At 71.4% G+C, this 21,663-nt stretch carries 24 protein-coding genes; 12 read left to right on the top strand and 12 right to left on the bottom strand.

Annotation, left to right across the window (positions count from 1 at the left end; all coding sequences use genetic code 11):
* Nucleotides 1-59 precede the first annotated feature (59 nt).
* The 8 genes from AB0O15_RS36615 (at nucleotide 60) to AB0O15_RS36580 (ending at nucleotide 6,331) form a co-directional block, all read left to right on the top strand.
* Nucleotides 60-1,274: a sugar ABC transporter substrate-binding protein gene (locus AB0O15_RS36615; RefSeq protein ID WP_364328734.1), complete on the top strand. Its 1,215-nt coding sequence runs from the start codon at nucleotides 60-62 to the stop codon at nucleotides 1,272-1,274.
* 2 nt (nucleotides 1,275-1,276) lie between these two features.
* Nucleotides 1,277-2,179 (top strand): sugar ABC transporter permease, encoded by a 903-nt coding sequence (locus tag AB0O15_RS36610; RefSeq protein WP_364328732.1) that lies wholly within the window; start codon nucleotides 1,277-1,279, stop codon nucleotides 2,177-2,179.
* A complete protein-coding gene (locus AB0O15_RS36605; protein WP_364328729.1) occupies nucleotides 2,172-2,981 on the top strand; it encodes a carbohydrate ABC transporter permease in 810 nt (269 codons plus the stop codon). The genes AB0O15_RS36610 and AB0O15_RS36605 overlap by 8 nt, the downstream gene beginning before the upstream one ends.
* Nucleotides 2,982-2,985: 4 nt before the next feature.
* Nucleotides 2,986-4,284 carry a DUF4832 domain-containing protein gene (locus AB0O15_RS36600; RefSeq protein ID WP_364328726.1) on the top strand — a complete coding sequence of 433 codons (1,299 nt, stop codon included), beginning with the start codon at nucleotides 2,986-2,988 and terminating at the stop codon, nucleotides 4,282-4,284.
* Between the two features lie 87 nt (nucleotides 4,285-4,371).
* Nucleotides 4,372-4,494 carry a hypothetical protein gene (locus AB0O15_RS36595; protein WP_364328723.1) on the top strand — a complete coding sequence of 41 codons (123 nt, stop codon included), beginning with the start codon at nucleotides 4,372-4,374 and terminating at the stop codon, nucleotides 4,492-4,494.
* A gap of 417 nt (nucleotides 4,495-4,911) precedes the next feature.
* Entirely contained in the window at nucleotides 4,912-5,043 is a 132-nt protein-coding gene (locus AB0O15_RS36590; RefSeq protein WP_364328720.1) for a hypothetical protein, read from the top strand.
* A gap of 15 nt (nucleotides 5,044-5,058) precedes the next feature.
* Nucleotides 5,059-5,430 (top strand): sigma factor-like helix-turn-helix DNA-binding protein, encoded by a 372-nt coding sequence (locus AB0O15_RS36585; protein WP_364328717.1) that lies wholly within the window; start codon nucleotides 5,059-5,061, stop codon nucleotides 5,428-5,430.
* Nucleotides 5,420-6,331: a hypothetical protein gene (locus tag AB0O15_RS36580; protein ID WP_364328714.1), complete on the top strand. Its 912-nt coding sequence runs from the start codon at nucleotides 5,420-5,422 to the stop codon at nucleotides 6,329-6,331. The genes AB0O15_RS36585 and AB0O15_RS36580 overlap by 11 nt, the downstream gene beginning before the upstream one ends.
* Before the next feature lie 4 nt (nucleotides 6,332-6,335).
* On the opposite strand, the gene AB0O15_RS36575 is transcribed toward AB0O15_RS36580, so the two are convergent.
* The gene (locus AB0O15_RS36575; protein WP_364328711.1) at nucleotides 6,336-6,941 is read right to left on the bottom strand and encodes a TetR family transcriptional regulator; all 606 of its coding nucleotides are present in this window, start codon (nucleotides 6,939-6,941) and stop codon (nucleotides 6,336-6,338) included.
* 58 nt (nucleotides 6,942-6,999) lie between these two features.
* Between AB0O15_RS36575 and AB0O15_RS36570 the strand changes: the two genes are divergently transcribed.
* Nucleotides 7,000-7,851, top strand: a complete 852-nt coding sequence (locus AB0O15_RS36570) for a TIGR03560 family F420-dependent LLM class oxidoreductase (RefSeq protein ID WP_364328708.1) — start codon at nucleotides 7,000-7,002, stop codon at nucleotides 7,849-7,851.
* A gap of 261 nt (nucleotides 7,852-8,112) precedes the next feature.
* Here AB0O15_RS36570 and AB0O15_RS36565 read toward each other — a convergent pair whose 3' ends face one another.
* Entirely contained in the window at nucleotides 8,113-8,475 is a 363-nt protein-coding gene (locus AB0O15_RS36565; protein ID WP_364328705.1) for a YchJ family metal-binding protein, read from the bottom strand.
* 23 nt (nucleotides 8,476-8,498) lie between these two features.
* Between AB0O15_RS36565 and AB0O15_RS36560 the strand changes: the two genes are divergently transcribed.
* Nucleotides 8,499-9,293, top strand: coding sequence for an SDR family oxidoreductase (locus AB0O15_RS36560; RefSeq protein ID WP_364328702.1), 795 nt, complete (start codon nucleotides 8,499-8,501; stop codon nucleotides 9,291-9,293).
* Nucleotides 9,290-9,781 carry a DinB family protein gene (locus tag AB0O15_RS36555; RefSeq protein WP_364328699.1) on the top strand — a complete coding sequence of 164 codons (492 nt, stop codon included), beginning with the start codon at nucleotides 9,290-9,292 and terminating at the stop codon, nucleotides 9,779-9,781. Before AB0O15_RS36560 ends, AB0O15_RS36555 begins: the two co-directional genes overlap by 4 nt.
* Here AB0O15_RS36555 and AB0O15_RS36550 read toward each other — a convergent pair.
* Nucleotides 9,744-10,985: an MFS transporter gene (locus AB0O15_RS36550; protein WP_364328696.1), complete on the bottom strand. Its 1,242-nt coding sequence runs from the start codon at nucleotides 10,983-10,985 to the stop codon at nucleotides 9,744-9,746. The genes AB0O15_RS36555 and AB0O15_RS36550 overlap by 38 nt on opposite strands.
* A gap of 42 nt (nucleotides 10,986-11,027) precedes the next feature.
* Here AB0O15_RS36550 and AB0O15_RS36545 point away from each other — a divergent pair, with 42 nt between their 5' ends.
* Entirely contained in the window at nucleotides 11,028-12,083 is a 1,056-nt protein-coding gene (locus tag AB0O15_RS36545; protein ID WP_364328693.1) for a serine hydrolase, read from the top strand.
* Here AB0O15_RS36545 and AB0O15_RS36540 read toward each other — a convergent pair.
* From AB0O15_RS36540 to AB0O15_RS36500, 9 genes are all read right to left on the bottom strand, one after another.
* Entirely contained in the window at nucleotides 12,072-12,656 is a 585-nt protein-coding gene (locus AB0O15_RS36540; protein WP_364328690.1) for a hypothetical protein, read from the bottom strand. The genes AB0O15_RS36545 and AB0O15_RS36540 overlap by 12 nt on opposite strands.
* A gap of 178 nt (nucleotides 12,657-12,834) precedes the next feature.
* Complete coding sequence (locus AB0O15_RS36535; protein ID WP_364328687.1) at nucleotides 12,835-15,018, bottom strand: MMPL family transporter; 2,184 nt, start codon at nucleotides 15,016-15,018, stop codon at nucleotides 12,835-12,837.
* A gap of 1 nt (nucleotide 15,019) precedes the next feature.
* On the bottom strand, nucleotides 15,020-15,571 hold the full coding sequence (locus AB0O15_RS36530) for a helix-turn-helix domain-containing protein (RefSeq protein ID WP_364328684.1): 552 nt from the start codon (nucleotides 15,569-15,571) through the stop codon (nucleotides 15,020-15,022).
* A gap of 122 nt (nucleotides 15,572-15,693) precedes the next feature.
* Nucleotides 15,694-16,284 (bottom strand): hypothetical protein, encoded by a 591-nt coding sequence (locus AB0O15_RS36525; protein ID WP_364328681.1) that lies wholly within the window; start codon nucleotides 16,282-16,284, stop codon nucleotides 15,694-15,696.
* Between the two features lie 10 nt (nucleotides 16,285-16,294).
* The gene (locus tag AB0O15_RS36520; protein ID WP_364328678.1) at nucleotides 16,295-17,479 is read right to left on the bottom strand and encodes an ABC transporter permease; all 1,185 of its coding nucleotides are present in this window, start codon (nucleotides 17,477-17,479) and stop codon (nucleotides 16,295-16,297) included.
* Entirely contained in the window at nucleotides 17,476-18,192 is a 717-nt protein-coding gene (locus AB0O15_RS36515) for an ABC transporter ATP-binding protein (RefSeq protein ID WP_364328676.1), read from the bottom strand. Before AB0O15_RS36515 ends, AB0O15_RS36520 begins: the two co-directional genes overlap by 4 nt.
* Nucleotides 18,189-19,430: an efflux RND transporter periplasmic adaptor subunit gene (locus tag AB0O15_RS36510; protein ID WP_364328673.1), complete on the bottom strand. Its 1,242-nt coding sequence runs from the start codon at nucleotides 19,428-19,430 to the stop codon at nucleotides 18,189-18,191. Before AB0O15_RS36510 ends, AB0O15_RS36515 begins: the two co-directional genes overlap by 4 nt.
* Nucleotides 19,431-19,453: 23 nt before the next feature.
* On the bottom strand, nucleotides 19,454-20,227 hold the full coding sequence (locus AB0O15_RS36505) for a response regulator transcription factor (RefSeq protein ID WP_364328670.1): 774 nt from the start codon (nucleotides 20,225-20,227) through the stop codon (nucleotides 19,454-19,456).
* Nucleotides 20,228-20,287: 60 nt separating this feature from the next.
* Nucleotides 20,288-21,466, bottom strand: coding sequence for an HlyD family efflux transporter periplasmic adaptor subunit (locus tag AB0O15_RS36500; RefSeq protein ID WP_364328668.1), 1,179 nt, complete (start codon nucleotides 21,464-21,466; stop codon nucleotides 20,288-20,290).
* Between the last annotated feature and the right edge of the window lie 197 nt (nucleotides 21,467-21,663).

Raw genomic sequence — 21,663 nt, 5'->3', positions numbered from 1 at the left:
TTTCCATGGGCTCCAGGATATTTCTGAATTTGAAACTTTGTGGCACGGCCCTGCTGGCCGTGGGACTCACCTTGACCGCCGGCGCCTGCTCCGGCGGGGACGACAAAGCGGCCGACCCCAACGAGAAGGTCACCCTGACCTACGGCGTCTGGGACGTGAACCAGCAGCCGGCCATGCAGGAGCTGGCCACGGCGTTCACCAAGACGCACCCCAACGTCACCGTCAATGTCCAGCTCACGCCCTGGGAGGGCTACTGGACCAAGCTGAAGGCCGCGGTCACCGGGGGCGCCGCCCCCGACGTGTTCTGGATGAACGGCCCCAACTTCCAGCTGTACGCCTCCAACAAGGTCATCGCGCCCAACCCGGAGCAGGTCGACGCGTCGGTCTACCCCAAGGCGCTGGTCGACCTCTACACCTTCGACGGCAAGCAGTACGGGCTGCCGAAGGACATGGACACCATCGGCGTCTGGTACAACAAGAAGCTCTTCGACGCGAAGAAGGTGGCGTACCCGAAGGACGGCTGGACCTGGGCCGACTTCCAGGACGCGGCGGCGAAGCTGACCGACGCCAAGGCCGGCGTCTACGGCACCGCGGCCGAGCTGACCAGCTTCCAGGAATACCAGTACAACACCATCGCCCAGGCCGGCGGCTACGTGATCTCGCCGGACGGCAAGAAGTCCGGGTACGACGACCCGAAGACCATCGCCGGCCTGAAGTTCTGGACCGACCTGCTCGACAAGAAGCAGTCGCCCGACCTCAAGACGATGACCGACACGGTGCCGCTCCAGCTCTTCGAGTCGGGCAAGGTGGCCATGTACTGGGGCGGGTCGTGGAACGTCTCCGAGTTCACCGGGAACGACTACGCCAAGGACAAGGTCGACGTGGCGCCGCTGCCCAAGGGTGAGAAGCAGGCGACCATCATCCACGGCGTGTCGAACGTGGTCGGCGCCAAGAGCGAGCACCCCGACCAGGCGTGGGAGTTCGTCAAGTACCTCGGCTCCAAGGAGGCGGCGGAGATCCTCGGCAAGACCGGGCCGATCCCCGCGTACAACGGCACCCAGCAGGCCTGGGTGGCCAAGTACCCGAACCTGAAGCTCCAGACCTTCCTCGACTCGGTGAGCTACGCGGTGCCGTTCCCGGTCTCCAAGAACACCGCCGCCTGGAACGAGGCCGAGCTGACCTACCTCACCAAGGCCTGGAACGGGCAGCAGCCGGTCGACCAGGCGTCGGTCGAACTGGCCAAGGCGATGAACGACCTGCTCGCCAAGGAGTGAGGGTGGCACGTCGCAAGGACCGGGTGTCCGAGGCGCTGTGGGCGTACGCGTTGATCGCGCCCACGGCCCTCGGGCTCGGGGTCTTCTACCTGTGGCCGGTGCTGCAGACCGCCTACTTCTCGTTCACCGAGTGGGGCGCGTTCGGCGGCCACGAGTGGTCCGGGCTCGACAACTACGTGCGGCTGGCCGGCGACCCGGAACTGGGCCGGGCGCTGGTCAACACCTTCACGTACACCGCCCTGGGTCTGCTCTCGATCCCGCTCGCGATGGTGTTCGCGGCGCTGCTCAACCGGAAGATGTGGGGGGTCGGCGTCTACCGCACCCTGTTCTTCCTGCCGTACGTGACCATGCCGGTGGCCGTGGCGATGGTCTGGCGCTGGCTCTACAACGGCGACTACGGCCTGATCAACTACGGGTTGTCGCTGGTCGGCGTGGATGGGCCGAACTGGATCGCCGACCCTGACACCGCCCTCTACGCGCTGGTCGTGATCGGGGTCTGGAGCAGCATCGGCTACAACATGATCATCCTGCTGGCCGGCATGCAGTCCATCCCGGCCGACTACTACGAGGCCGCCTCGCTGGACGGCGCCGGCCCGGTCCGGCAGTTCTTCCGGATCACCCTGCCGCTGCTGTCGCCGACCGCGTTCTTCGTCTCGGTGATCTCGGTGATCGGGTCGCTGCAGCTCTTCGACCTGGTCTTCGTCATCGCCGGCTCGGGCGCGTCGGCGCGGGCCAACCCGGCCTTCCCCCGCCTGCAGACGGTGGTCCAGCTCTTCTACGACCGGGCCTTCGTGACCAACGACCGGGGGTACGCGGCCGCGATCGTGATGCTGCTCCTGCTGATCATCGTGATCCTGACCGCGGTGCAGTTCCGCCTCCAGCGCCGGTGGGTGCACTATGCCTAGGCGCGCCCTGCTGCACACCGTGCTGATCGCGGCGTCGCTGGCCATGGTCGTGCCGTTCGTCTGGCAGATCATCACGTCGCTCAAGACGCTGTCCGCCGCCACGGCCGTGCCACCCTCGCTGCTGCCGGAGGGACACTGGGCCAACTACGGGCGGGTCTTCGACCTGTTGCCGTTCGGGACCCAGTTCCTCAACACGGTGATCATGGCGCTGGCGCGTACCCTCGGACAGGTTCTGTTCTGTTCGATGGCGGCCTACGCCTTCGCGCGGCTGCGTTTCCCCGGCAAGCGCGTGCTGTTCGCGGTCATCCTCAGCGTGCTGATGGTGCCGCCGCAGCTGTTCATCATCCCGCAGTACCAGATCATGTCCGATCTCGGCTGGCTCAACAGTCTCCAGGCGCTGATCGTGCCCGGCCTGTTCAGCGCGTTCGGCGTGTTCCTGCTGCGGCAGTTCTTCCTCAGCCTGCCGGTCGAGCTGGAGGAGGCGGCCCGCATCGACGGCGCCGGGCCGTTGCGCATCTACTGGTCGATCGTCCTCCCGCTGGCGCGGCCGGGGCTGGTCGCGCTGGCCGTACTCACGCTTCTCTGGTCCTGGAACGACCTTTTCTGGCCGCTGGTGGTGAACAGCGATCCGTCGACGATGACGCTGTCGGCCGGGCTCGCGTCACTCCAGGGCCAGTACCAGACCGACTACCCCGTGCTGATGGCCGGCTCGCTGCTCGCGTCGCTGCCGGTCATCGTCGTTTTCGTGTTCCTGCAACGGCAGTTCATCCAGGGCATCGCACAGACCGGAATAAAGGGGTGAGGCAATGAAGATCATCGCCACTGTCGCTCTACTCGCGTCTCTGCTCACCGGATCGTCGTTATGCTCCAACGTCTCCTACCCACCGTCGACCGAGGTCTTCGCCAATCCCGAGCGGGGCTTCTACCACCACACCGGTGACTGCGACTCGTCCACCTTCGACGAGGCGACGCTGCGGTCCTACCGGACGTCCCAGTCCATCTCCCTGGTGATGTGCATCTTCTACCTGCGTTCCTACCGCACCTCACCGATCGCGCCGGCGGCCCTGGCGCACCTCCAGTCGCAGCTGGACACCGTTCGCCGGGCCGGCCTGAAGGTCGTCCTCCGGTTCGCGTACACCGACTCGGACGACGCCGACGCGACCCCCGCGCAGGTGTCGTCGCACCTCGACCAGCTCGCGCCCTACCTGCGGAACAACGCCGACGTGATCTCGGTCGTGCAGGCCGGCATGATCGGCACCTGGGGCGAGTGGTGGGACACCCGGAACTTCGGCGACGAGGGCGTGATCAACGAGCAGAACTGGCGGGACCGGAAGGCGGTCACCGACAAGCTGCTGAGCGTGGTCCCCTCGTCGAGGGCCATCCAGCTGCGCACCCCCAAGTTCAAGCGCACGATGTACGGAACCTCGACCACGGTGCCGCGGATCGGCCACCACAACGACTGCTTCCTGGCCAGCCCCGACGACTTCGGCACGTACGAGAACCCGTCGGTCGAATACCCGTACCTCCAGCAGGACACGCTCCGGGTGCCGATGGGCGGCGAGACCTGCGTGGTCAACCCGCCGCGCTCCCAGTGCCCGACGGCGACGGCCGAGCTGGCCGGCTTCCACTGGTCGTACCTGAACACCGACTACAACCGGGACGTCCTCAACACCTGGACCTCCTGCATCACCGATGTCACCCGGAAACTCGGCTACCGCCTGGCGCTGACCTCGGGCACCTACCCCGCCTCGGCCACCCGCGGCGGCGCCTTGCCGGTCACCATCGGCGTCCGCAACGAGGGCTACGCCGCGCCGTACAACCCGCGCAACGTGAAACTGGTGCTGCGCAACGCGTCCAGTGGGGCGCTGACGCGGCTGGCCCTCTCCTCGGACCCGCGAACCTGGGCGGCCGGCGCCACGGCGTCGATCAACCAGTCGGTGGCCGTTCCCTCGTCCCTGCCGACCGGTCAGTACCAGCTGTACCTGGAACTGCCCGACCCGCTGCTGGCCACCCGGCCGGAGTACTCGATCCGCCTCGCCAACCAGGGCACCTGGGACGCGAGCACCGGCCTGAACAACCTGAACGCCACGGTCACCATCCGGTAACACTCTTCTGGTGACGCCGGGTGATGCAACCCACCTGCGCCGGGGCCGCGACCCGTTCGCTGCCCCGGCGCGGCCAGAATTTCCGCCATGACCGTGATCAGCACGTGGCGCGCATCGGACCCGGCGCCGACCCGCCTGTCCGTGGCCCGCGAGCTGGTGACCGTCTGGACCGTGCACGTCCAGCGCTCGCTGCGCCTGATCCTGTCGTAGCTGCCGCTTCCGGCCGCGATCTTCGCGATTGGCGCCTTCAAGGCCAAGATCAAGTTCAAAGGGCTTTGTTTCCCGCGTTCGTCGGGGTACGGATCGTATGCTCCCGCGGGCTACGGGTTGGGGCCCATCGGAGATGGCCCGAGCCCTTCCGGGTCCGTGCGCGCAAGCCCAAAATCGGCGAGCCGATGGGCTCGTCGTGGCCGACGGGTCTCTCAGTGGCGGCGTTTCCGCTGTTCAACGCGATTGAGGGCAGTCCTCGGCGGCCCCGGTGACCGTGGAACTCGGGATCGCGGTGAGGCGGGTGGGCGTACTCGGCGAACGCCGGAGGCGCGGACGCCCGAATAGGTGGTTCGTGAAAAGGTGCAGCAAACCGCCGGGGTGGCCCGTTAGCTGAAGAGGCGAGCGGGGGGAGCGGGGATGCGGGACAGCGAGGCCTTCGACGAGTTCTACCGGGACACCTCCGCGCGCATGGTGCGGTACGGGTACGCGATGGTCGGGGATCTCGGCGATGCGCAGGACGTGGTGCAGGAGGCGTACACCCGGGCCTGACGGCACTGGCGGACGGTGGCCGATCATCCGGCGCCCGAGGCCTGGGTGCGGCTGACGGTCAACCGGCTGGCCACCGATCGGTGGCGCAGGCTGAGTGGGTGGCGGGCGGCTCTGATCCGTACCGGACCGCCTGAACCCGCGGCCCCACCGGGCGAAACGTCCGTACTCCTCGGCTCTGCCCTGCGCAAGCTCCCGATGAACCTGCGGCAGGCCGTGGTCCTCTTCTACCTGTACGACATGCCGGTGAACGACATCGCCGCCGAGACCGGGGTGGCGGTCGGCACCGTCACCTCGTGGCTGCGCCGCGGGCGGCTGGAGCTCGCCGCGATCCTGGCGCCGGGCCCGGCGCACGAGAAGACGCTTCTGGAGGCGCACGATGTCGAATGATCTGGAGCGCGCCTTCGCCTCCCTGTCCGCGGACGCCGACCGGGCCCAGCTCGCGCCGGCGCGGGCCGTCCGCCGCCGCGGCGACCGGCAGACCCTGTCCCGGGCCGTGGCCGGCGCGGCCGCCGTGATCGTGCTGGTCACCGGCGTGACCGTCGGCGCCCGGATGGTGCTCGCCGGCCCCGACCGGGACGAACCACCACCGGTGCCCGCGGCCAGCCCGACCCTGACGTCGCCATCACCGTCGCCCTCCCCGTCCGCCGTGGCGCCGGCGAGATCGACCCCGTCGACCACGTCGAAGTCATCGCCGCCACCGGAAACGCCCGAGACGCCCGAGATCCCGTCGTCGATCCCCGCGCGCGCCTTCCTCCAGGCGTCGGACGCTCCCGGCGAGGGCGGCACCCCCGAGCGCCAGGGCGCCGGCGATCACGACCTGCCGGAATTCTGCGGGAACGGGTACGAGCAGCGAGGCGACCTCGGCATCCGGGCCACCCAGCTGATGTACTACCGATCCGCCGACGCGCCGCCCGACTCGACCCCGAAGTCGGCCGTCTTCGAGGACATCATGGTCTTCCGCGGGGACGGCGCCGAGCAGTTCATGGACGACCTCCGCGCGGCCGTCCGCGACTGCCCGTCCCCGAAGAACGACAAGAACGTGTCGCGTGGCCCGCTCGGCGCGGGCGACGAGTCGCTGCTGATCGAACGGAACCACCCGGCCATGACCGACGAGGGCGTCCCGGCGGGCGACGGCTCGCTGCACCGCGTCTACTTCAGCGCCATCCGGGTCGGCGACGCCGTCGCCGTGGTCAGCGACACCGGCTGGGAATCGGGCTCGGCCGACCGCGCCGACACCGAACACCTGGCCGCCCGCGCCGCCATCCGCCTCGAGAACTGGCGCAAGTAGAGCGTCAGCGCGCGCCGAAACCGGTGGACAGCAGGTCGAAGGCTCGGGCGGCCTGCTCGTGGGCGGTCGCGGCCAGGTTGCCCGGTTCGCCGTCGGCGGCCAGCTCGCGGGTCAGCCGGATCTGGGCCGCGTGCAGGGCCGCGATCGCGCCGGCCATCACCTGGGCCTCGAAGGTGCCGCCCAGCTCGGCGGTCAGCGCGGCGGCGATGCGGTCGAGGGCGAGGCGCTCCCGGGCCCGCAGGGTGGGGCTGCCGGCGATCACCCGGCCGATCGTCCGGGCCCGGTCGCGCGCGGTCGTGTCGCCGGCGTCGATCGCCTCGAGCCAGCGGTTGCCGTGGAGCAGCTCGCGGCGGCACGCGGTGAGGACCGGCTCGCCGGGCGGTCGATCATGGACGGCCGCCACCAGACGGTCGCCGAAGTCGTCGAGCCCGGCGAAGAACAGGTCTTCCTTGGCCGGGAAGTAGTTGAACACCGTCGCCTCGGACACCTCCGCGGCGCGGGCCACCTCGGCCACCCGGACGGCGTCGAAGCCGCGCTCGGCGAACAGCCGGTTCGCCGACTCGCTGATCAGCTGTCGGGTGCGCTCCTTCTTCAGCTCCCGCAATCCCACTGGCCAATCTTAGCAGGGTCGCTCTAAAGTTAGGGTGACTCTAGGATTGGAGCGGGGCATGCGAGTGAGCCTGGGCGTCACCAATTTCACCTGGCCGGCCGTCAACGAGCTGGACGCGATCGCGCGGCAGGCGGACGAGGGCGGTCTCGACACGCTCTGGGTCGCCGACCACCTGGTGCAGGCCGAACCCGGCACCGAGCCGACCGACCCGATGCTCGAGGCGTATGCGACGCTCGGTCACCTCACCGCGATCACCGAGCGGATCCGCCTGGGCGCGATGGTCACCGCGGTGTCATTCCGCCCGCCGGCACTGTTGGTGAAGGCGGTCACGACCATCGACGTGCTCTCCGGCGGCCGGGCCTGGCTGGGGCTGGGCGCGGGCTACCACCAGGGCGAGGCGACCATGATGGGCCTGCCGTTGCCGGCCACGGCGGAGCGTTTCGAGCAGGTCGAGGAGACCGTCCGGCTCGCCCTCCAGATGTGGTCCGGCAACGACCAACCCTTCACGGGTACGCACGTCAGCGCCCAGAATCCGATCGGCCGCCCGTTGCCGGCGACCCGCCCCCATCCGCCCATCCTGATCGGCGGCGCCGGCGAACAGAAGACCCTGCGCCTGGTGGCCCGCTACGCCCAGGCCTGCAACATCTTCGACATCCCCGACGGCGGCCGCACGGTGCGCCACAAGCTCGACGTCCTGGCCCGCCACTGCGACACCGAGAACCGCGACCCGGCCGAGATCGACAAGACCATCAGCACCCGGGTCCTTCCCACCGCCACCATCGACGACATCACCGCCCAGCTCACCCGCCTCACCGACCTGGGCCTGGACCACGCCGTGGTCATCACTTCCGGCCCCTGGCAGCGCACGACCCTCAACACCTTGATCAAGGCCACCACCCGCGTCGCCTGACCTCGCCACCACCCGCGTCGCCGACAGCGCCGTCACGCGGGTCGTCTGACCGCGGCGCCATGCGCGTTGCCCGACGGCTCGGTCGCCGGGGCCGCGGCGGGTGGCTGGCTGGAGTGACCGGTCACGCGAAAGGCGCGTTCACGGCCGTGCCAGGCCGGCCGGCCGCGGGGTGCCACGTCGGATCGGTGTTGCGGTTGGGGTGTTGGTCGCTCGTACCTGAGCATGAAGTTGACTTTGATCTGGCCGGACGTTGACTTTGATCTAGAGGGCCCCCCAATAGACCCACTTGGAGTCGTGGCGGAGGAAGCGGCTGCGTTCCTGGACGCGGGCGCGGCGGCCGGCGGTGAGGTAGCGGGCCACGAACTCGACCTCGCCCTCGGTGTCGAGCAGGCCGCCGCGGGCCGCGAGCACCGTCAAACCCGTCCATTGCGTGCCGGGGTCGGGCTCGATGGTGGCCGGGCGGGTGTCCGGATGCCAGGTGCTGAGCAGGTAGTCGGGGCGGTTCATGGCGAACGCTGTGTAGCGGGAGCGCATCAGGGATTCGGCTGTGGGCGGGGCGGTGCCGTTGTGGGCAGGGCCGCAGCATTCGGCGTAGGGGAGGCCCAGGCCGCAGGGACACGTCATGGCAATCACCCTATGCTGCCGGGATGAGTCGAACGGCGTTGGTGACCGGAGCATCGTCGGGGATCGGGCGGGCGACCGCGGCGGCGCTGGTGGCGCGGGGGTACCGGGTGCTCGGCACCAGCCGTGACCCGGAGGCGGCGCCGGCGGTCGACGGGGTCGAGTTCGTGGCCCTCGACCTCAACGACGACGCGTCGATCGATCGGCTCGGGCCCACCCTCGCCGGCGTCGACGTGCTGATCAACAACGCGGGCGAGAGCCAGTCGGGGCCGCTGGAGGATCTGCCGGGGGACGCGGTGCGGCGGCTGTTCCAGACGAACGTGTTCGGGGCGGTGCGGCTCACCCAGCTCGCGCTGCCGGGGATGCGGGCGCGGGGGTACGGGCGGGTCGTCATGGTCGGGTCGATGGTGGCCTCGTTCCCGATCGCCTACCGGTCGTCCTATGTCGCGTCGAAGGCCGCCATCCGCGGGTTCGCCACGGCCGCGCGGTACGAGCTGACGCCGTTCGGGGTGTGGCTGACCACGGTCGAGCCGGGCTCGATCCGGACCGGCATCAGCGAACGCCGCACCACCTACGTGGCCGAGGACTCGGTGCACGCCAAGGACTTCGCGACCGTGTTGTCCGCCCTCAACAGCAACGAGCGCGGGGGTACGCCGGTCGGCCGGGTCGTGCGTACGATCATCGCCGCCGTCGAGGCGGAGCGGCCGCGGCCGTTCTACGCGGTCGGGAGCGGGGCGCCGCTGGTGTTCGCGCTGCGAAGACTGATCACCCGGCGTGCGGCCGAGCGCATGATCCAACGCCGGTACGGGATCAGGCGATGACCAGGGGAGATCAGCGGCCGCCCGCGGTGGACACCGGTGAGAAGGCCACGCTGGTCGCGTTTCTCGACTACGTGCGCGAGGCGGTGATCGCCAAGACGGCCGGGGTCTCCGACGAGGTGGCGCGGCGGCCGGCCGTGGGGTCGGGCACCAGCCTGCTGTGGCTGCTCCGGCATCTGGCCCGGGCGGAACACCGGTGGTTCGTCTGGTACTACGCCAGCTCGGAGGTGTGGCGTGGACCGGAGGCGGACGCTGTCGAGGACGCGGACACCCTCGAAGGGCTGGTCGCCGCCTACCGGGCCAAGACGGCCGAGACGAACGCGATCGTCGAGGCGGCCGACCTCGACGCGGTGGGGTCGCGGGTGCTGGAGGAGGGCGTACGGCCGCCGACGATGCGCTGGGTGCTGATCCACATGATCGAGGAGACGGCGCGGCACGCGGGGCACGCCGACATCATTCGCGAGCAGGCGGACGGTACGGTCGGCCGCTGAGCAGCACGGCCGCGAGCACCCCGCACAGGGCCGCGGTCACGCCGGACGCCCGGGCCGTCCAGGCGATCGACGTCGCCGCGGCCAGGGCGGGACCGGCCAGGGCGCCGAACAGCGTCGCCGCGGCCTCGGCCGTGAACATCGCGGCGCTGGTGCGGCCCAGCACCTCGGCCGGCGTCACACGCTGCATGGTCGTCTGGGTCGCGCCCAGCGTGATCGACCCGGTCAGTCCGATCGCGACCGCCGCCACCAGGGCCGGCGGCAGCGAGCGGGACGAGAACAGGGCCACGAAACCCAGGCCGGTCGCGGCGAGCGATGCGCCCAGCAGGTGGCCGGGGCGCAGGCGGTCGACCAGCGCCCGCATGACCGGCGCGCCGATCAGGAAACCCACGCCCAGGGCCGAGATCACCAGGCCGATCTGGGCGCTTCCGCCGAGCACGGTCATGCCGTACGGGATGAGCAGCGCCGACAAGCACGCGTTGGCGGCCAGGAACACCGTGCTGACCAGCAGCAGCGCCCGGACGACGGGCGAGCGACGGATGAACGCCAGGCCGGCACGGATCCTCGGCCTGGTCGCCGACGGGACCGCGGCCCGCCGCGACGTGCACAGGATCAGGATCGCCGACACCACGTAGGTGCCCGCGTCGACGATGACCAGGGGCGCGAAGCCGGCCACGGCGAACAGCGCGCCACCCAGCGGCGCCGCGATCAGGCGGACCGCGCCGTCGGTCACCCCGTTCAAGGCGTTGGCGCTGCTCAGGGCGCTGCCGGTGCCGACCACGGCGGGGGTGTGGGCCTGGGCCGCGGGGTTGAAGAGGACCGCGCCGACGTTCTCGACGATGAGGGCGGCGTACACCAGCCAGACGGTTCCGGGGGAGTCGACCAGGAGCAGCATGGCCACGGCGGCGGCGCGGAGCAGGTCGGCGGCGATCATGACGCGGCGGCGGTCCCAGCGGTCGGCGAGGACGCCGGCGATCGGGCCGAGCAGCAGCGGCGGGAGGAACTCGGCGGCCAGGGTGAGCCCGGTCGCGGCCACCGAGCCGGTCAGCTCGAAGACGTAGGCCGGCGCGGCGACCACCAGCAACCACGTGCCGAGCTGGCTGATCAGCCGGGCCGGCCAGAGCAGCCGGAAATCGCGTACGCGCAAGGCCTCCCACACCCCGACCATCTTGCGCGAACCGGACGGCCGGGACCACGCGTATTCCACAGCAGAGATCGGGCGCGCCCCCGAACGAAACCGGGGACCGACATGACCATCACCAGTGCTCCGCCGTACACCACTGTCCAGAGCCCGCCGTCGTGGTGGGAGCGGCAGACCGACCGCGTCATGCGACGACCGCTCAACGAGTGGACCTTCACCCACATGAACTGGCTGCTGCCGACCGCCCGCGTGGCGCGCGGATCGGTCTGCCGGCCGCTGCGTTGCGAGAAGCGCCCGCTCGACCTGGCCGGCTTCCACCGGCGTACGCACACCACCGCGTTCGTGGTGCTGCACCGAGGGCGGATCGTGCACGAGAGCTACCCGGGCGTGTTCGCCGGGCGGCGTACCCGGATGCAGGTCTTCTCGCTCTCGAAGTCGATCACCTCGATCCTGGTCGGCGCGGCGCTGGCCGACGGCCTGATCGGGAGCGTCGGCGACACGGTGACCGACTACCGGCCCGACTTCCACGGCTCCGGCTACGACGGGGTGACGATCGCCGACCTGCTCGACATGCGCAGCGGCGTCGGTGACGAGGAGATCTGGGGTACGGACACCGCGATCCGCCGCTTCGAACGGGCCGTGCTCAACGGTGGCGACGTGACCGCGATCGTGCGGTCGGCGCCCCGGCTGTCGGTGCCCGGCGCGCGGTTCAACTACTCGACGTTCGACGCGCAGGTGCTCGGCTGGGTGCTGGAGGCGGCGACACAGGAGCCGATCGCGGCGTACGCGTCACGACGGCTGTGGCAGCCGATGGGCGCCGAGTCGGACGCCTACTACGGTCTCTCGCGCTCGAAGCCGCGCACCGCGATCAGCGCCGGCGGCCTCAACGCGACCGCCCGCGACCTGGCCCGGGTCGGGCAGCTGATGATCGAGGAACCGGGCCTGCTCGCCCCGGCCTCGGCCGCTGCGGGCTACTCGAACCAGTGGTGGACGCTGGAGGACGGCCGCTTCACCGGCATCGGCGTGCACGGCCAGTACCTCTTCGTCGACCCGGCGGCCGAGGTGGTGATCGTGAAGACGAGCGCCTGGCCGGTCGAGGAGGACGAGGCGCTGGAACAGGAGTCGATCACCACCCTGACGGCGGTGGCCCGTTCATTGAGTTAGCGGACCATCGTCCGGATGCGGGTCACGCAGGCCTTGTCCGCGGTGGCGAAAGACCTGCCGAGGGTGGCCTGCGCGGCCTGGTCGACCGGCGGTCCGCGCGGCCTTCTCCGCCTCGGGCAGGATCTGCTTGACGTGCGCGGCCTCGCCGGGCGATCCGGCCAGCACGACCCGGTCGCCGGTGGCGAAGGCCAGGGGTACGCGGTCCCACGGCACCGGCTGGGTGTCGAAGCGGCCGTCCTTCTCGGCGACCTTCGACACCCGGAGCCCGTTCCCGCCCGGGACCATCTCCATCCGGTAGTGGACGACGGGCCGGCCGGCGCCCGGCGGGCAGGTCCGCTTCGCGGGGCAGTAGGCCAGGTCGACGTCGAAGGCGACCGAGGCGGCGGTCGCGTCCACCGCCCCCAGGTTCGGCACGAACTCCACCTCGGACACGCCGAGCTTCTGCAGGTTCTGGAAGGTCGCCCGGTAGCGGATGAGGATCGTCTCGTCGACCGGCGCGAGCCAGCCTGCCTCGTTCTTGTCGCGGTAGGCGGCGGCCTGCGCGTCGAACACCGCCCGGATCTGATCGGCCACCGTGACCGGGGTCGGCTCCGTCGCGGCCGGGCCCGGCCGGAGGAACCAGATGACGCCGGCGGCGGCGAGGATGACCAGGGTCAGCAGTCCACTGAGGAGGATGACAGGACGGGAGGGGGCACGGCGGAGATTAAAGCAGGATGGGGTGCGGCCCGGGAGCCACACCCCATCCGGTGGATCAGACCCGGGCCGGTTCCGGCGACGTGTCGGCGGTCGGCGGGGCGTCGATCTGCTTGCGCAGCTTCTCGCCCTCGATGTCGACGTCGGGCAGGATCCGGTTCAGCCAGGCCGGGATCCACCAGGCGCCGCGGCCCAGCAGGGACAGCACGGCCGGCACGATGGTCATGCGGACGACGAAGGCGTCGATCGCCACGCCGATGGCCAGGGCGAAGCCCATCGACTTGATGACCGGGTCCTCGATCAGCACGAAGCCGGCGAAGACGCTGGTCATGATCAGCGCCGCCGCGGTCACCACCCGGGCGCCGTGGCCGGTGCCGCCGACCACCGCGTGGTACGGGGTCTCGCCGTGCACGAAGTCCTCGCGCATCCGCGACACCAGGAACACCTCGTAGTCCATGGCCAGGCCGAACAGGATGCCGATGAGCAGGATCGGCAGGAAGCTGACCAGCGGGCCGGGGGTCTCCAGGCCGACCAGGCCGGCCAGGTGGCCCTGCTGGAAGATGAACACCGTGATGCCGAAGGTGGCGCCGACGGTGAGCAGGAAGCCCAGCGCGGCCTTGATCGGCACCAGGATCGACCGGAAGACCAGCATCAGCAGCAGCACCGACAGGCCGACCACGAGCAGCAGGTAGATCGGCATCGCGTCGGACAGCTTCTCGGACACGTCGATGCCGATCGCGGTCTGGCCGGTCACCGACACGTCCGCGCCGCCGAGGTTGTGCGTGCGGTCGCGTACCTCATGAACCAGATCCTCGGTGCTCACCGAGGTCGGGCCGTCCTTGGGGATCAGTCCGATGACCATGGTCTTCTTGTCGCCGCTCGGGTTGGGCGGCGTGATGAACAGCAGGTTCGGCGTGCCCTGGAGCTTCTCATTGACCTCTCCGGCGGCCGCGGCGGTGGTCTCCGGCGAGTCGCTCGACACGACCAGCGCCAGCCGGCCGTTGAAGCCCGGCCCGAAGGTGCTGGTGACCAGGTCGGCGGCCAGCCGCGCGGGCGAGCCCTCGGCGCTCGACCCGGGCGCGGGCAGCGCGAGGCGCATGTCCGGCGCGGGCAGCGTCAGCGCGCCGAGGCCGAGGATGCCGACCAGGATGACGGGTACGCGGAGCTTGATGACCAGCCGCGCCCAGCGGAAGCCGAAACCCTCGGTGACCGGGGCCGACGCCGGGTCGCTCCGCAGCTTGCGGGGCAGGATGCGCAGCCCCGCGAAGCCGAGCAGGGCGGGCAGCAGGGTGAGGGCCACCAGCACCGCCACCGCGACCGTGCCGGCGGCGGCCAGACCCATCACCGTGAGGAACGGGATGTTGACCACGGACAGCCCGGCCAGCGCGATGATGACCGTGACCCCGGCGAACAGCACGGCCGACCCGGCGGTGCCGACCGCACGCCCGGCGGCCTCCTCCGGGTCCAGCCCCTCGACCAGGTTCTGCCGATGGCGGGACGTGATGAACAGCGAGTAGTCGATGCCGACGGCCAGGCCGAGCATCAGCGCCAGCACCGGCGCGGTGCTGGTCAGCTCGATCACGTCGCTCAGGGCGAACAGCCCGGCCATGCCCGCGCCCACGCCGATCAGCGCGTTCAGCATGGTCATCCCGGCCGCGACCAGCGAGCCGAGGGTCACCAGCAGGACGATCAGCGCGATCACCACGCCGATGGCCTCGGTGCCGCCGACCTCGGGCGGGGCGCTGAGCACCTCGCCGCCGTGCTCGACCCGCAGGCCGGCCTGCTCGGCGGCCTTACCGCTGGCCAGGTACGCGTCCTTCTGCTCCTGGGTGATCGTGTCCGCGCGCTCCTTGAACTGCACGTTGATCATCGCGGTGCGGACGTCGGGGGTGATCGCCTTGGCCTGGAAGGGGTCGACCGCGGCGAGCACGCCGGGCAGCCCGTTGGCCTCCTTGACCAGGCCCATGACCGCGTTGGCGACCGTCGGCTGCTGGAGCGTCTGGCCCGCCGGGGCCTGCACCACGATCACGCCGGTGGCCCCACTGGCCTCGGGGAACTCGTGCTGGAGGGCGTCGATCGCGCGCTGCGACTCGGTGCCCGGCATGGTGAAGTTGTTGCCGGTCTCGCCGCGCAGGGTCAGCGCCCCGGCGCCCAGGGCGACCAGAACGACGAGCCACAGCAGGCCCACCGCGGTGCGATGGCGGAACGAGGCCCGGCCGAGCCGGTAGAGAAGGGTTGCCATCTCAATCCTTGTCGTGGTGAGGGGTGGTGATCAGCGCGCGCCGTGCGACGCGCAGGAGTGCGGGACGCAGCTCGGCGGCGTCCCATTTGTCGTCGATGGCGACGTTGACGATCCCGTGCATCACGGTCTGGGCGGCGATGATCTCGGCGGGATCGCCGGAGCGGGCGGTGACCGCGGCGCACAGCTTGTCGGCGTGCTGGAGGACGCCGTAGAAGGCCGGCTCACTGTGGAACTGGGGCACGACCTCGTAGACCAGGGCGGCCTCGCGCCGGTAGTGCAGCACGAGGTCGACGAAGCGCTCGATGGCCAGCGCCTGGGCGGTCTCGTCGTCCCGGTCGTCGAGGTCGGCGAGCAGGTCGGCCAGCGCGGTCTCGGCCGTCGAGACCAGGGCGAGCAGGATCTGCTCCTTGCCGGCGAAGTGGTAGAGCAGCGCGGCCTTGGAGCAGCCCACCTCGACGGCGATGTCCTGCAGCGACGTCCCCTTGAACCCGACGCGGGCGAACTGGTCACCCGCGACCCGGAGGATCTCGTCGCGCGTGCTGACGCGAACCATGCGCCCTATGGTGCCTGACCGATCGGACAGTCTCTGACCGATCGGTCAGGAAAGTGGCTCAGGTAACAGCCCGGGTGGTCCCTATACGCGCTCAGAGCAGCTCTGAGCGCGTATAGGGACCACTACTGCGTGGTGACGGTGGTGGCCGTGACGGCGTCCTCGCCTGCGGCGGTGCCCTGCACGGAGACCTTGGCGCCGGCTTTGATGTCGCTGAGCTTGGCCGGGGCCGAGGTACGGACGGAGGTGTCCGTTCCGGTCTTCACGGTGATCACCGTGCCGTCCGCCGTCTCGACGTAGATCGTGGCGCCCTGCACGAGCTTGACCGTGCCCGTGGTCGCCCTCCCGGCCGCCGGCGCGGTGGTGGCGGCGCCTTGTGGGTTGCTGCCGCCTTGTGGGGTGCCGCCTTGTGGGGTGCCGGTTCCGCCGGCGCCCCGCTGGCCGTAGCCACCGGCCGCGAATCCGCCGGCCGGGAAGCTGCCGCCGCCGGGGAAACCGGCCGTGGCCCGCTGCCCCGATCCGGTCTTCTGCTCGGTCAGCACGCCACCCAGGAAGCCGCCCGCGACCAGCGCCAGCGCGATCAGCGGGATGGTCGCCCGGTTGCGCCAGCGCCGCGGGGCGGCCTGGGCCAGCTCGGCGGCCAGCCCGTCCTGCGGCGGCTCGTCGTCGGCCACCGGGATGGTCACGGTGTCCTCGGGGGAAGGGGAGGCGGTCACGGGCGGGTCCTCATTCGTAGCGCAGGGCGTCGATGGGGCGGAGGCGGGCGGCGCGGGCCGCGGGCAGGCCGCCGAAGAACAGGCCGATGGCGATCGAGACGCCCAGGGCCAGCGCGACCGAGCTGGGTACGATCACCGGGCGTACGCCGACGATCTCGAACCGGCTGCCGATCAGCGCGGCCAGCACGCCCAGCGCGCCCCCGATCACGCTCAACAGCGTGGCCTCGATCAGGAACTGGGTCAGCACGGTCCGCCGGGGCGCGCCGAGCGCCTTGCGGATGCCGATCTCGCGGGTCCGCTCGGTCACCGTGACCAGCATGATGTTGGTGATCCCGATGCCGCCGACGAGCAGGCTGATCGCGGCCACCGCCCCGAGCAGCGCGGTGAACGTGTCGGCCGTCTCGGTCTGCGTCTCGAGCAGCTGGGAGGCGTTCTGGATGCGGTAGGGGGCCGTGTCGCCGGCCGTGACACCGAGGCGCTGGTCGAGGATGGACGACACCTGGGACTGCACCGCGCTGACCCGGCCGGGCGACGACGCCTCGACCAGGATCGAGTTCAGTGCGCCGTACCCGGTGAGGACCTGACGCACCGCCGAGAGCGGGGCGACCGCGGTGTCGTTGCTGTCCTGGAAGCCGGTCGAGCTCTTCCCGGCGAGCACCCCGACCACGGTGAACAGCGCCCCGCCCACGGTGACCTGCTGGTCGATCGGGTCGACGCCGGGGAACAGCTCCTCGGCCACGGTCTGCCCGATGACGACCACCCGGCGGCCCTGCGCCTCGTCGTCGGCGGTGAAGGCGGCGCCCCGGCCGACCGGGGTGTTGGACGCCGCGAACCAGCCGGGCGTGGTGCCGACGAAGCTGTTCACGTCGTGGTCGCTGCCGTCGTAGGTGAGCGTCGCGGCCGCGCTGACCACCGGCGACACCGAGGCCACGTCGGGCGCCAGCGTCCTGTCGTCGAGGGCCTCGGCCACCGGCAGGGTGAGCGTGGCGCTGCGACCGGCGCCGAGCACGGTCACCGTGTTGGTGCCGAGCGCCTCGATCCGGGAGGCGACCGCCTGGGCCGAGCCGTTGCCCACCGCGACCAGCAGGATCACCGCCGCCACGCCGATCAGGATGCCCAGCATGGTGAGCGCCGAGCGCAGCTTGTTGGCCGACAGCCCGCGCAACGCGAACCGGATGACCTCCGCGACGCTCATGCGCTGTGCCGGCCCGTGAGATGAGGCTCTTGGCGTACGTCGGAAACGATCTGACCGTCGACCAGGCGGATCAGGCGGCCCGCCCGGTCGCCCACCTCGCGCTCGTGAGTGATCAGCACGATGGTTCGCCCGGCCGCGCTGAGCTGGTCGAACACGTCGAGGATGTCCTCGGTGGAGCGGCTGTCGAGGTTGCCGGTGGGCTCGTCGGCGAGCAGCAGCGCCGGCTCGGTGACCAGCGCGCGGGCCACCGCGACCCGCTGCTGCTGGCCGCCGGAGAGCTGGTTGGGCTCGTGCCCGGCCCGGTCGGCCAGGCCGACCAGGTCCAGCGCGTCGAGGGCGCGGCGCCGGCGGGTCCTGGCCTTCATCCCGGCGTACGCCAGCGGCAGCTCCACATTGGCCAGCGCCGTGGTCCGCGGGATCAGGTTGAAGGCCTGGAACACGAAGCCGATCAGCCGGTTCCGGGCCAGCGCGAGCTGCCGGTCGGCGAGCCGGCTGACGTCCACCCCGTCCAGCCGGTAGCTGCCCGAGGTGGGCACGTCGAGCGCGCCCAGGATGTTCATCAGCGTGGACTTGCCGGAGCCGGACGAGCCCATGATCGCGAGGTATTCGCCCCGGGGCACGACCAGCGTGACGCCGCGCAGGGCGTGCACCGCGGTCGGGCCCTCGCCGTAGGTCTTGCGCAGGTCACGGATGCTCAGGACGGGCCGGCTCATCGTCCACCCCGGTTCTGCCCGCCGCCGGCCGGGATGCCGCCGCCCGGTGCGCCGCCCGCCGGGCCGCCGCCTCCGGTCAGCCCGCCCAGCCCGCCGCCGCCCCGGAACTGGCCGCCGTTCTGCTGCGTACCCGTCGTGGTGGTCTCGCGCAGGACCACCCGCTCGCCGGCGGCGAGCCCCGAGGTGATCTGGGTGGCCGAGTCGCCCTCCAGGCCGATCTCGACCGGCCGGACCTCCTGGGCGGCGCCGTTGAGAACCGTCACCGTGTGTCGCCGCCCGGCCGTGGTGACCGCCTGCGAGACCACGAAGACCGCGTCGTCGACCTCGCCGGTCACCACCGCCACCGACACCGTCTGGCCGGGCTTGGCGCCGGTCGGCACCTTGTCCAGGGTGAGCGTCACGCCGTAGGTGACCGAGGAGCCCTCACTCTGGCCGGACGAGTTGCCCGACGACGACGAGGTGGCCTGGGGATCGATCGCGGCGACCTTGGCGCCCTCCTGCACGCCGTCGAGGGCGTTCCAGGTGACCGTGGCCGCCTGCTTGGCCTTGAGCGTGGTCGCGTCGGCCTCGGCGAACTGGGCGGTCACCGACAGCCTGGTGAGGTCGGCGATGTCGATGAAGCCGGTGCTGTCGGTGGTGGTGGTGGTGGTCGTCGAGGCCGGCTGCTGGGCGCCGCCCTGGCTGTTCGACGAGCCGGTGGCCGCACTGCCCAGCGTGCCGTTGACCGCGACCACGGTGCCGGCCATCGGCGCGGTCAGCACGGTGCCGTCGACGCCGGCCTCGGCCTCGTCGACCGCGAGCCGGGCCTGTTCGACGTCGTTCTCGGCGCCGGACGTGTCGGAGTCGGCGTCCTGCGCCCGGTCCAGCGCGTCCTCGGCCGCGTCCAGGTCGGCCCGCGCGGTGTTCAGCGTCCGTTCCGCGGCGGCCGGGTCCACCTTGGCCAGCCGCTGGCCCTTGGTGACCCGGTCACCGACCTTCACCGAGATCGCGGTGACCGTGCCACCGGTGGTGAACGTGGCGTTCGCCGTGCTCGCGGCGGCCACCGAGCCGTCGGCGGTCACGGTCTTGGTGACGGTTCCCTGTTGCGCGGCCACGGCCCGGACGGACGAGCCCGCGGCCTGCGCGGTCGACGGTCCCGCCAGGACCCGGTAGATCGCGTAGCCGCCACCGGCCAGCAGCAGCACCAGCGCGATGTTGACGAGCACGGAGGGGTGGCGGAGCCGCGACAGGAAGGGCACGCGCCCACTGTGGAGATCGCGGCTCAAGAGAACCTCGGAGTGGCCTCGGAGTCGACTCGCGGGCGGCGCAGCGTGTACCCGACGCCGCGGACGGTGTGCAGCAGCGGCGGGCCGACCGTGTCGATCTTGCGGCGCAGGTAATAGACGTACGACTCGACGATGCGCCCGTCGCCACCGAAGTCGTACTTCCACACCCGGTCCAGGATCTGCGCCTTGCTGACCACCCGGCCGGCGTTGCAGAGCAGGTAGTGCAGCAGGTTGAACTCGGTGGGGGAGAGGTCGACCAGGCGGCCGGCCCGGCGCACCTCGTGCGCGTCCTCGTCCAGCTCCAGGTCGGCGTAGCGCAACGTGGCCCCGGTCGGCGGGGCGGCCGGGCCGGGCAGGCTCCGTCGCAGGATGGCCCGGATCCGCAGCACCACCTCCTCGATGCTGAACGGCTTGGTGACGTAGTCGTCGGCGCCGGCGGCCAGCCCGGCCACCCGGTCCTCGACCGTGTTCCGGGCGGTCAGCACCAGCACCGGGACGGTCTGGCCGCCGGCCCGCAGCCGCCGCGCGACCTCCAGCCCGTCGCCGTCCGGCAGCACCACCTCGAGCACGATCAGGTCGGGCTCGAACTCGTCGATGGTGGTGAGCGCGGCCTGTCCGGACGTCACCACCCGGACGTCGTAGGCGACCAGCCGCAGCGTGGCGGAGAGCAGGCCGGACGCGGCGGCGTCGTCGTCGACGACGAGGACCCGTCCGGCGCGCGGCGGCGGGTCGGCGAGAAGGGCGGTCGAGGCGCTGCTGTCGGGAAGCACCCGGAAGAAGTATCAACGCTTCCTTTGAATTCGCCATGAATGTCGTAGGAGCGCGCTGAATTACCAGGAACGGCTGACCACGTCACCCTCGGTGAGACCCGAGGTGATCTCGGTGTACGCGTCACCGCGCAGCCCGACACCGACCGCGACCCGGGCGCCGCCGCGCAGCACGGTCCCCCGGTCGCCGGCCACGTCGTGCACCGCGGTGCTGGGCACCCGCAACGCGTCATCGGCCGAGCCGGTGGTCACCCGCAGCGCCGCCCGCCGGCCGATGAGCAGGTCGGCCGGCGCCTTCTCGAAGGCGAGCACGACGCCGTAGCGGACCATCGTGCCGTCGTCCGTACCCACCGGATCCACCTGGACCACCGTGGCCGCCGCCTCCTCGGACGGCCCGGCCAGGGTCACCGTGGCCCGCTGCTTCACCGCGAGCCGGCCGGCGTCGGCCTCGGGGAAGTCGGCGCTGATCTCCATCGTGGCCCCGGCCAGCGAGATGAAGGGGGAACCGGCCCGCACGCCGCTGCCGACCCGGCCGGCAACGCTCAGCACGCGGCCGGCCATCGGGGCGGCGATCGTGGTCCCGTCCAGCGCGTCCTCGGCGTCGGCCAGGGTCTTCTCGGCCTGGTGGAGGCGCTGCTGGGCGCTGAAGATCTGGTCGCCACCCTGGGTCCCGCCGCCCTGGCTGGTCCGCTGCGTCCCGCAGGTCGGGGCCGGTGTGGTTGCGGACGGCCGCGGTTGTTGCGTCGCGCCGCCGCTGGTGGGGCGCGTGCTCGCGGAGGCGGACGGGCGGGGCGAGGACGACGGCGAGGCGGAGGTCGGCGCGGGGGCGGCGGCCGCGACGTCGCAAGCGGTCGTGGCGGCGCTCTTCGTGGCCGCCGCACGGGCCGCGGTCAGCGCGTCCTCGGCCGAGTCGACGTTGTCACGGGCGGTGTCGACGGCCTCGGCCGCGGAGTCGTCGCCGATCGACGCGAGCACCTGGCCGGCCGTCACCACGGTGCCGGCGCTGACCTTGACGCTCTCCACGGTGCCGGCGGCGGTGAACGACAGGCTGCGGGTCTGCGCGGGCTGGACCGTCCCGGTGGTGGCGACCTGGGCCGTGACCGCACCCCGGTCGGCCGTCGCGGTGGCGGGGGCGGCCGCCGGCTCGGCGTCGCCGGCGAGCAGCGCGCGTACGCCGAAAGCAGCGCCGGCCAGCACCACCAGGCCGGCCACCGCCCAGGGGATCCACCGGCCGAGTCGCATGGGAGCCAAGTCTGGCCGCCGGTCCTCGCCGCCGCCTCGTGCTCACCTCGGAACTACCTCGGAGCCCTCTCAGGCGGCTCCCAGCATCATCCGACGCTCCCCGGAGGTCGGTCGTCTTCGCTGGTTCAGTCCCCGTGGTGGCGGTAAGAGGGGCAACAGCTTCGATGTGTGGGGGTAAGACCCCAACCCCCCGATCT

Origin of the sequence: Actinoplanes sp. NPDC089786, assembly GCF_040684855.1 — a bacterium.
Classification (GTDB): domain Bacteria; phylum Actinomycetota; class Actinomycetes; order Mycobacteriales; family Micromonosporaceae; genus Actinoplanes.
The sequence above is the reverse complement of the archived record's forward strand: the minus strand, read 5'-3'. Positions and strand labels throughout refer to the sequence as shown.

Coding starts and splice junctions, on each gene's coding strand:
- AB0O15_RS36605 (WP_364328729.1), top strand. CDS start 2,172: ATGCCTAGGCGCGCCCTGCTGCACACCGTGCTGATCGCGGCGTCGCTG.
- AB0O15_RS36600 (WP_364328726.1), top strand. CDS start 2,986: ATGAAGATCATCGCCACTGTCGCTCTACTCGCGTCTCTGCTCACCGGA.
- AB0O15_RS36595 (WP_364328723.1), top strand. CDS start 4,372: ATGACCGTGATCAGCACGTGGCGCGCATCGGACCCGGCGCCGACCCGC.
- AB0O15_RS36590 (WP_364328720.1), top strand. CDS start 4,912: ATGCGGGACAGCGAGGCCTTCGACGAGTTCTACCGGGACACCTCCGCG.
- AB0O15_RS36580 (WP_364328714.1), top strand. CDS start 5,420: ATGTCGAATGATCTGGAGCGCGCCTTCGCCTCCCTGTCCGCGGACGCC.
- AB0O15_RS36570 (WP_364328708.1), top strand. CDS start 7,000: ATGCGAGTGAGCCTGGGCGTCACCAATTTCACCTGGCCGGCCGTCAAC.
- AB0O15_RS36565 (WP_364328705.1), bottom strand. CDS start 8,475: ATGACGTGTCCCTGCGGCCTGGGCCTCCCCTACGCCGAATGCTGCGGC.
- AB0O15_RS36560 (WP_364328702.1), top strand. CDS start 8,499: ATGAGTCGAACGGCGTTGGTGACCGGAGCATCGTCGGGGATCGGGCGG.
- AB0O15_RS36555 (WP_364328699.1), top strand. CDS start 9,290: ATGACCAGGGGAGATCAGCGGCCGCCCGCGGTGGACACCGGTGAGAAG.
- AB0O15_RS36545 (WP_364328693.1), top strand. CDS start 11,028: ATGACCATCACCAGTGCTCCGCCGTACACCACTGTCCAGAGCCCGCCG.
- AB0O15_RS36535 (WP_364328687.1), bottom strand. CDS start 15,018: ATGGCAACCCTTCTCTACCGGCTCGGCCGGGCCTCGTTCCGCCATCGC.
- AB0O15_RS36530 (WP_364328684.1), bottom strand. CDS start 15,571: ATGGTTCGCGTCAGCACGCGCGACGAGATCCTCCGGGTCGCGGGTGAC.
- AB0O15_RS36520 (WP_364328678.1), bottom strand. CDS start 17,479: ATGAGCGTCGCGGAGGTCATCCGGTTCGCGTTGCGCGGGCTGTCGGCC.
- AB0O15_RS36515 (WP_364328676.1), bottom strand. CDS start 18,192: ATGAGCCGGCCCGTCCTGAGCATCCGTGACCTGCGCAAGACCTACGGC.
- AB0O15_RS36500 (WP_364328668.1), bottom strand. CDS start 21,466: ATGCGACTCGGCCGGTGGATCCCCTGGGCGGTGGCCGGCCTGGTGGTG.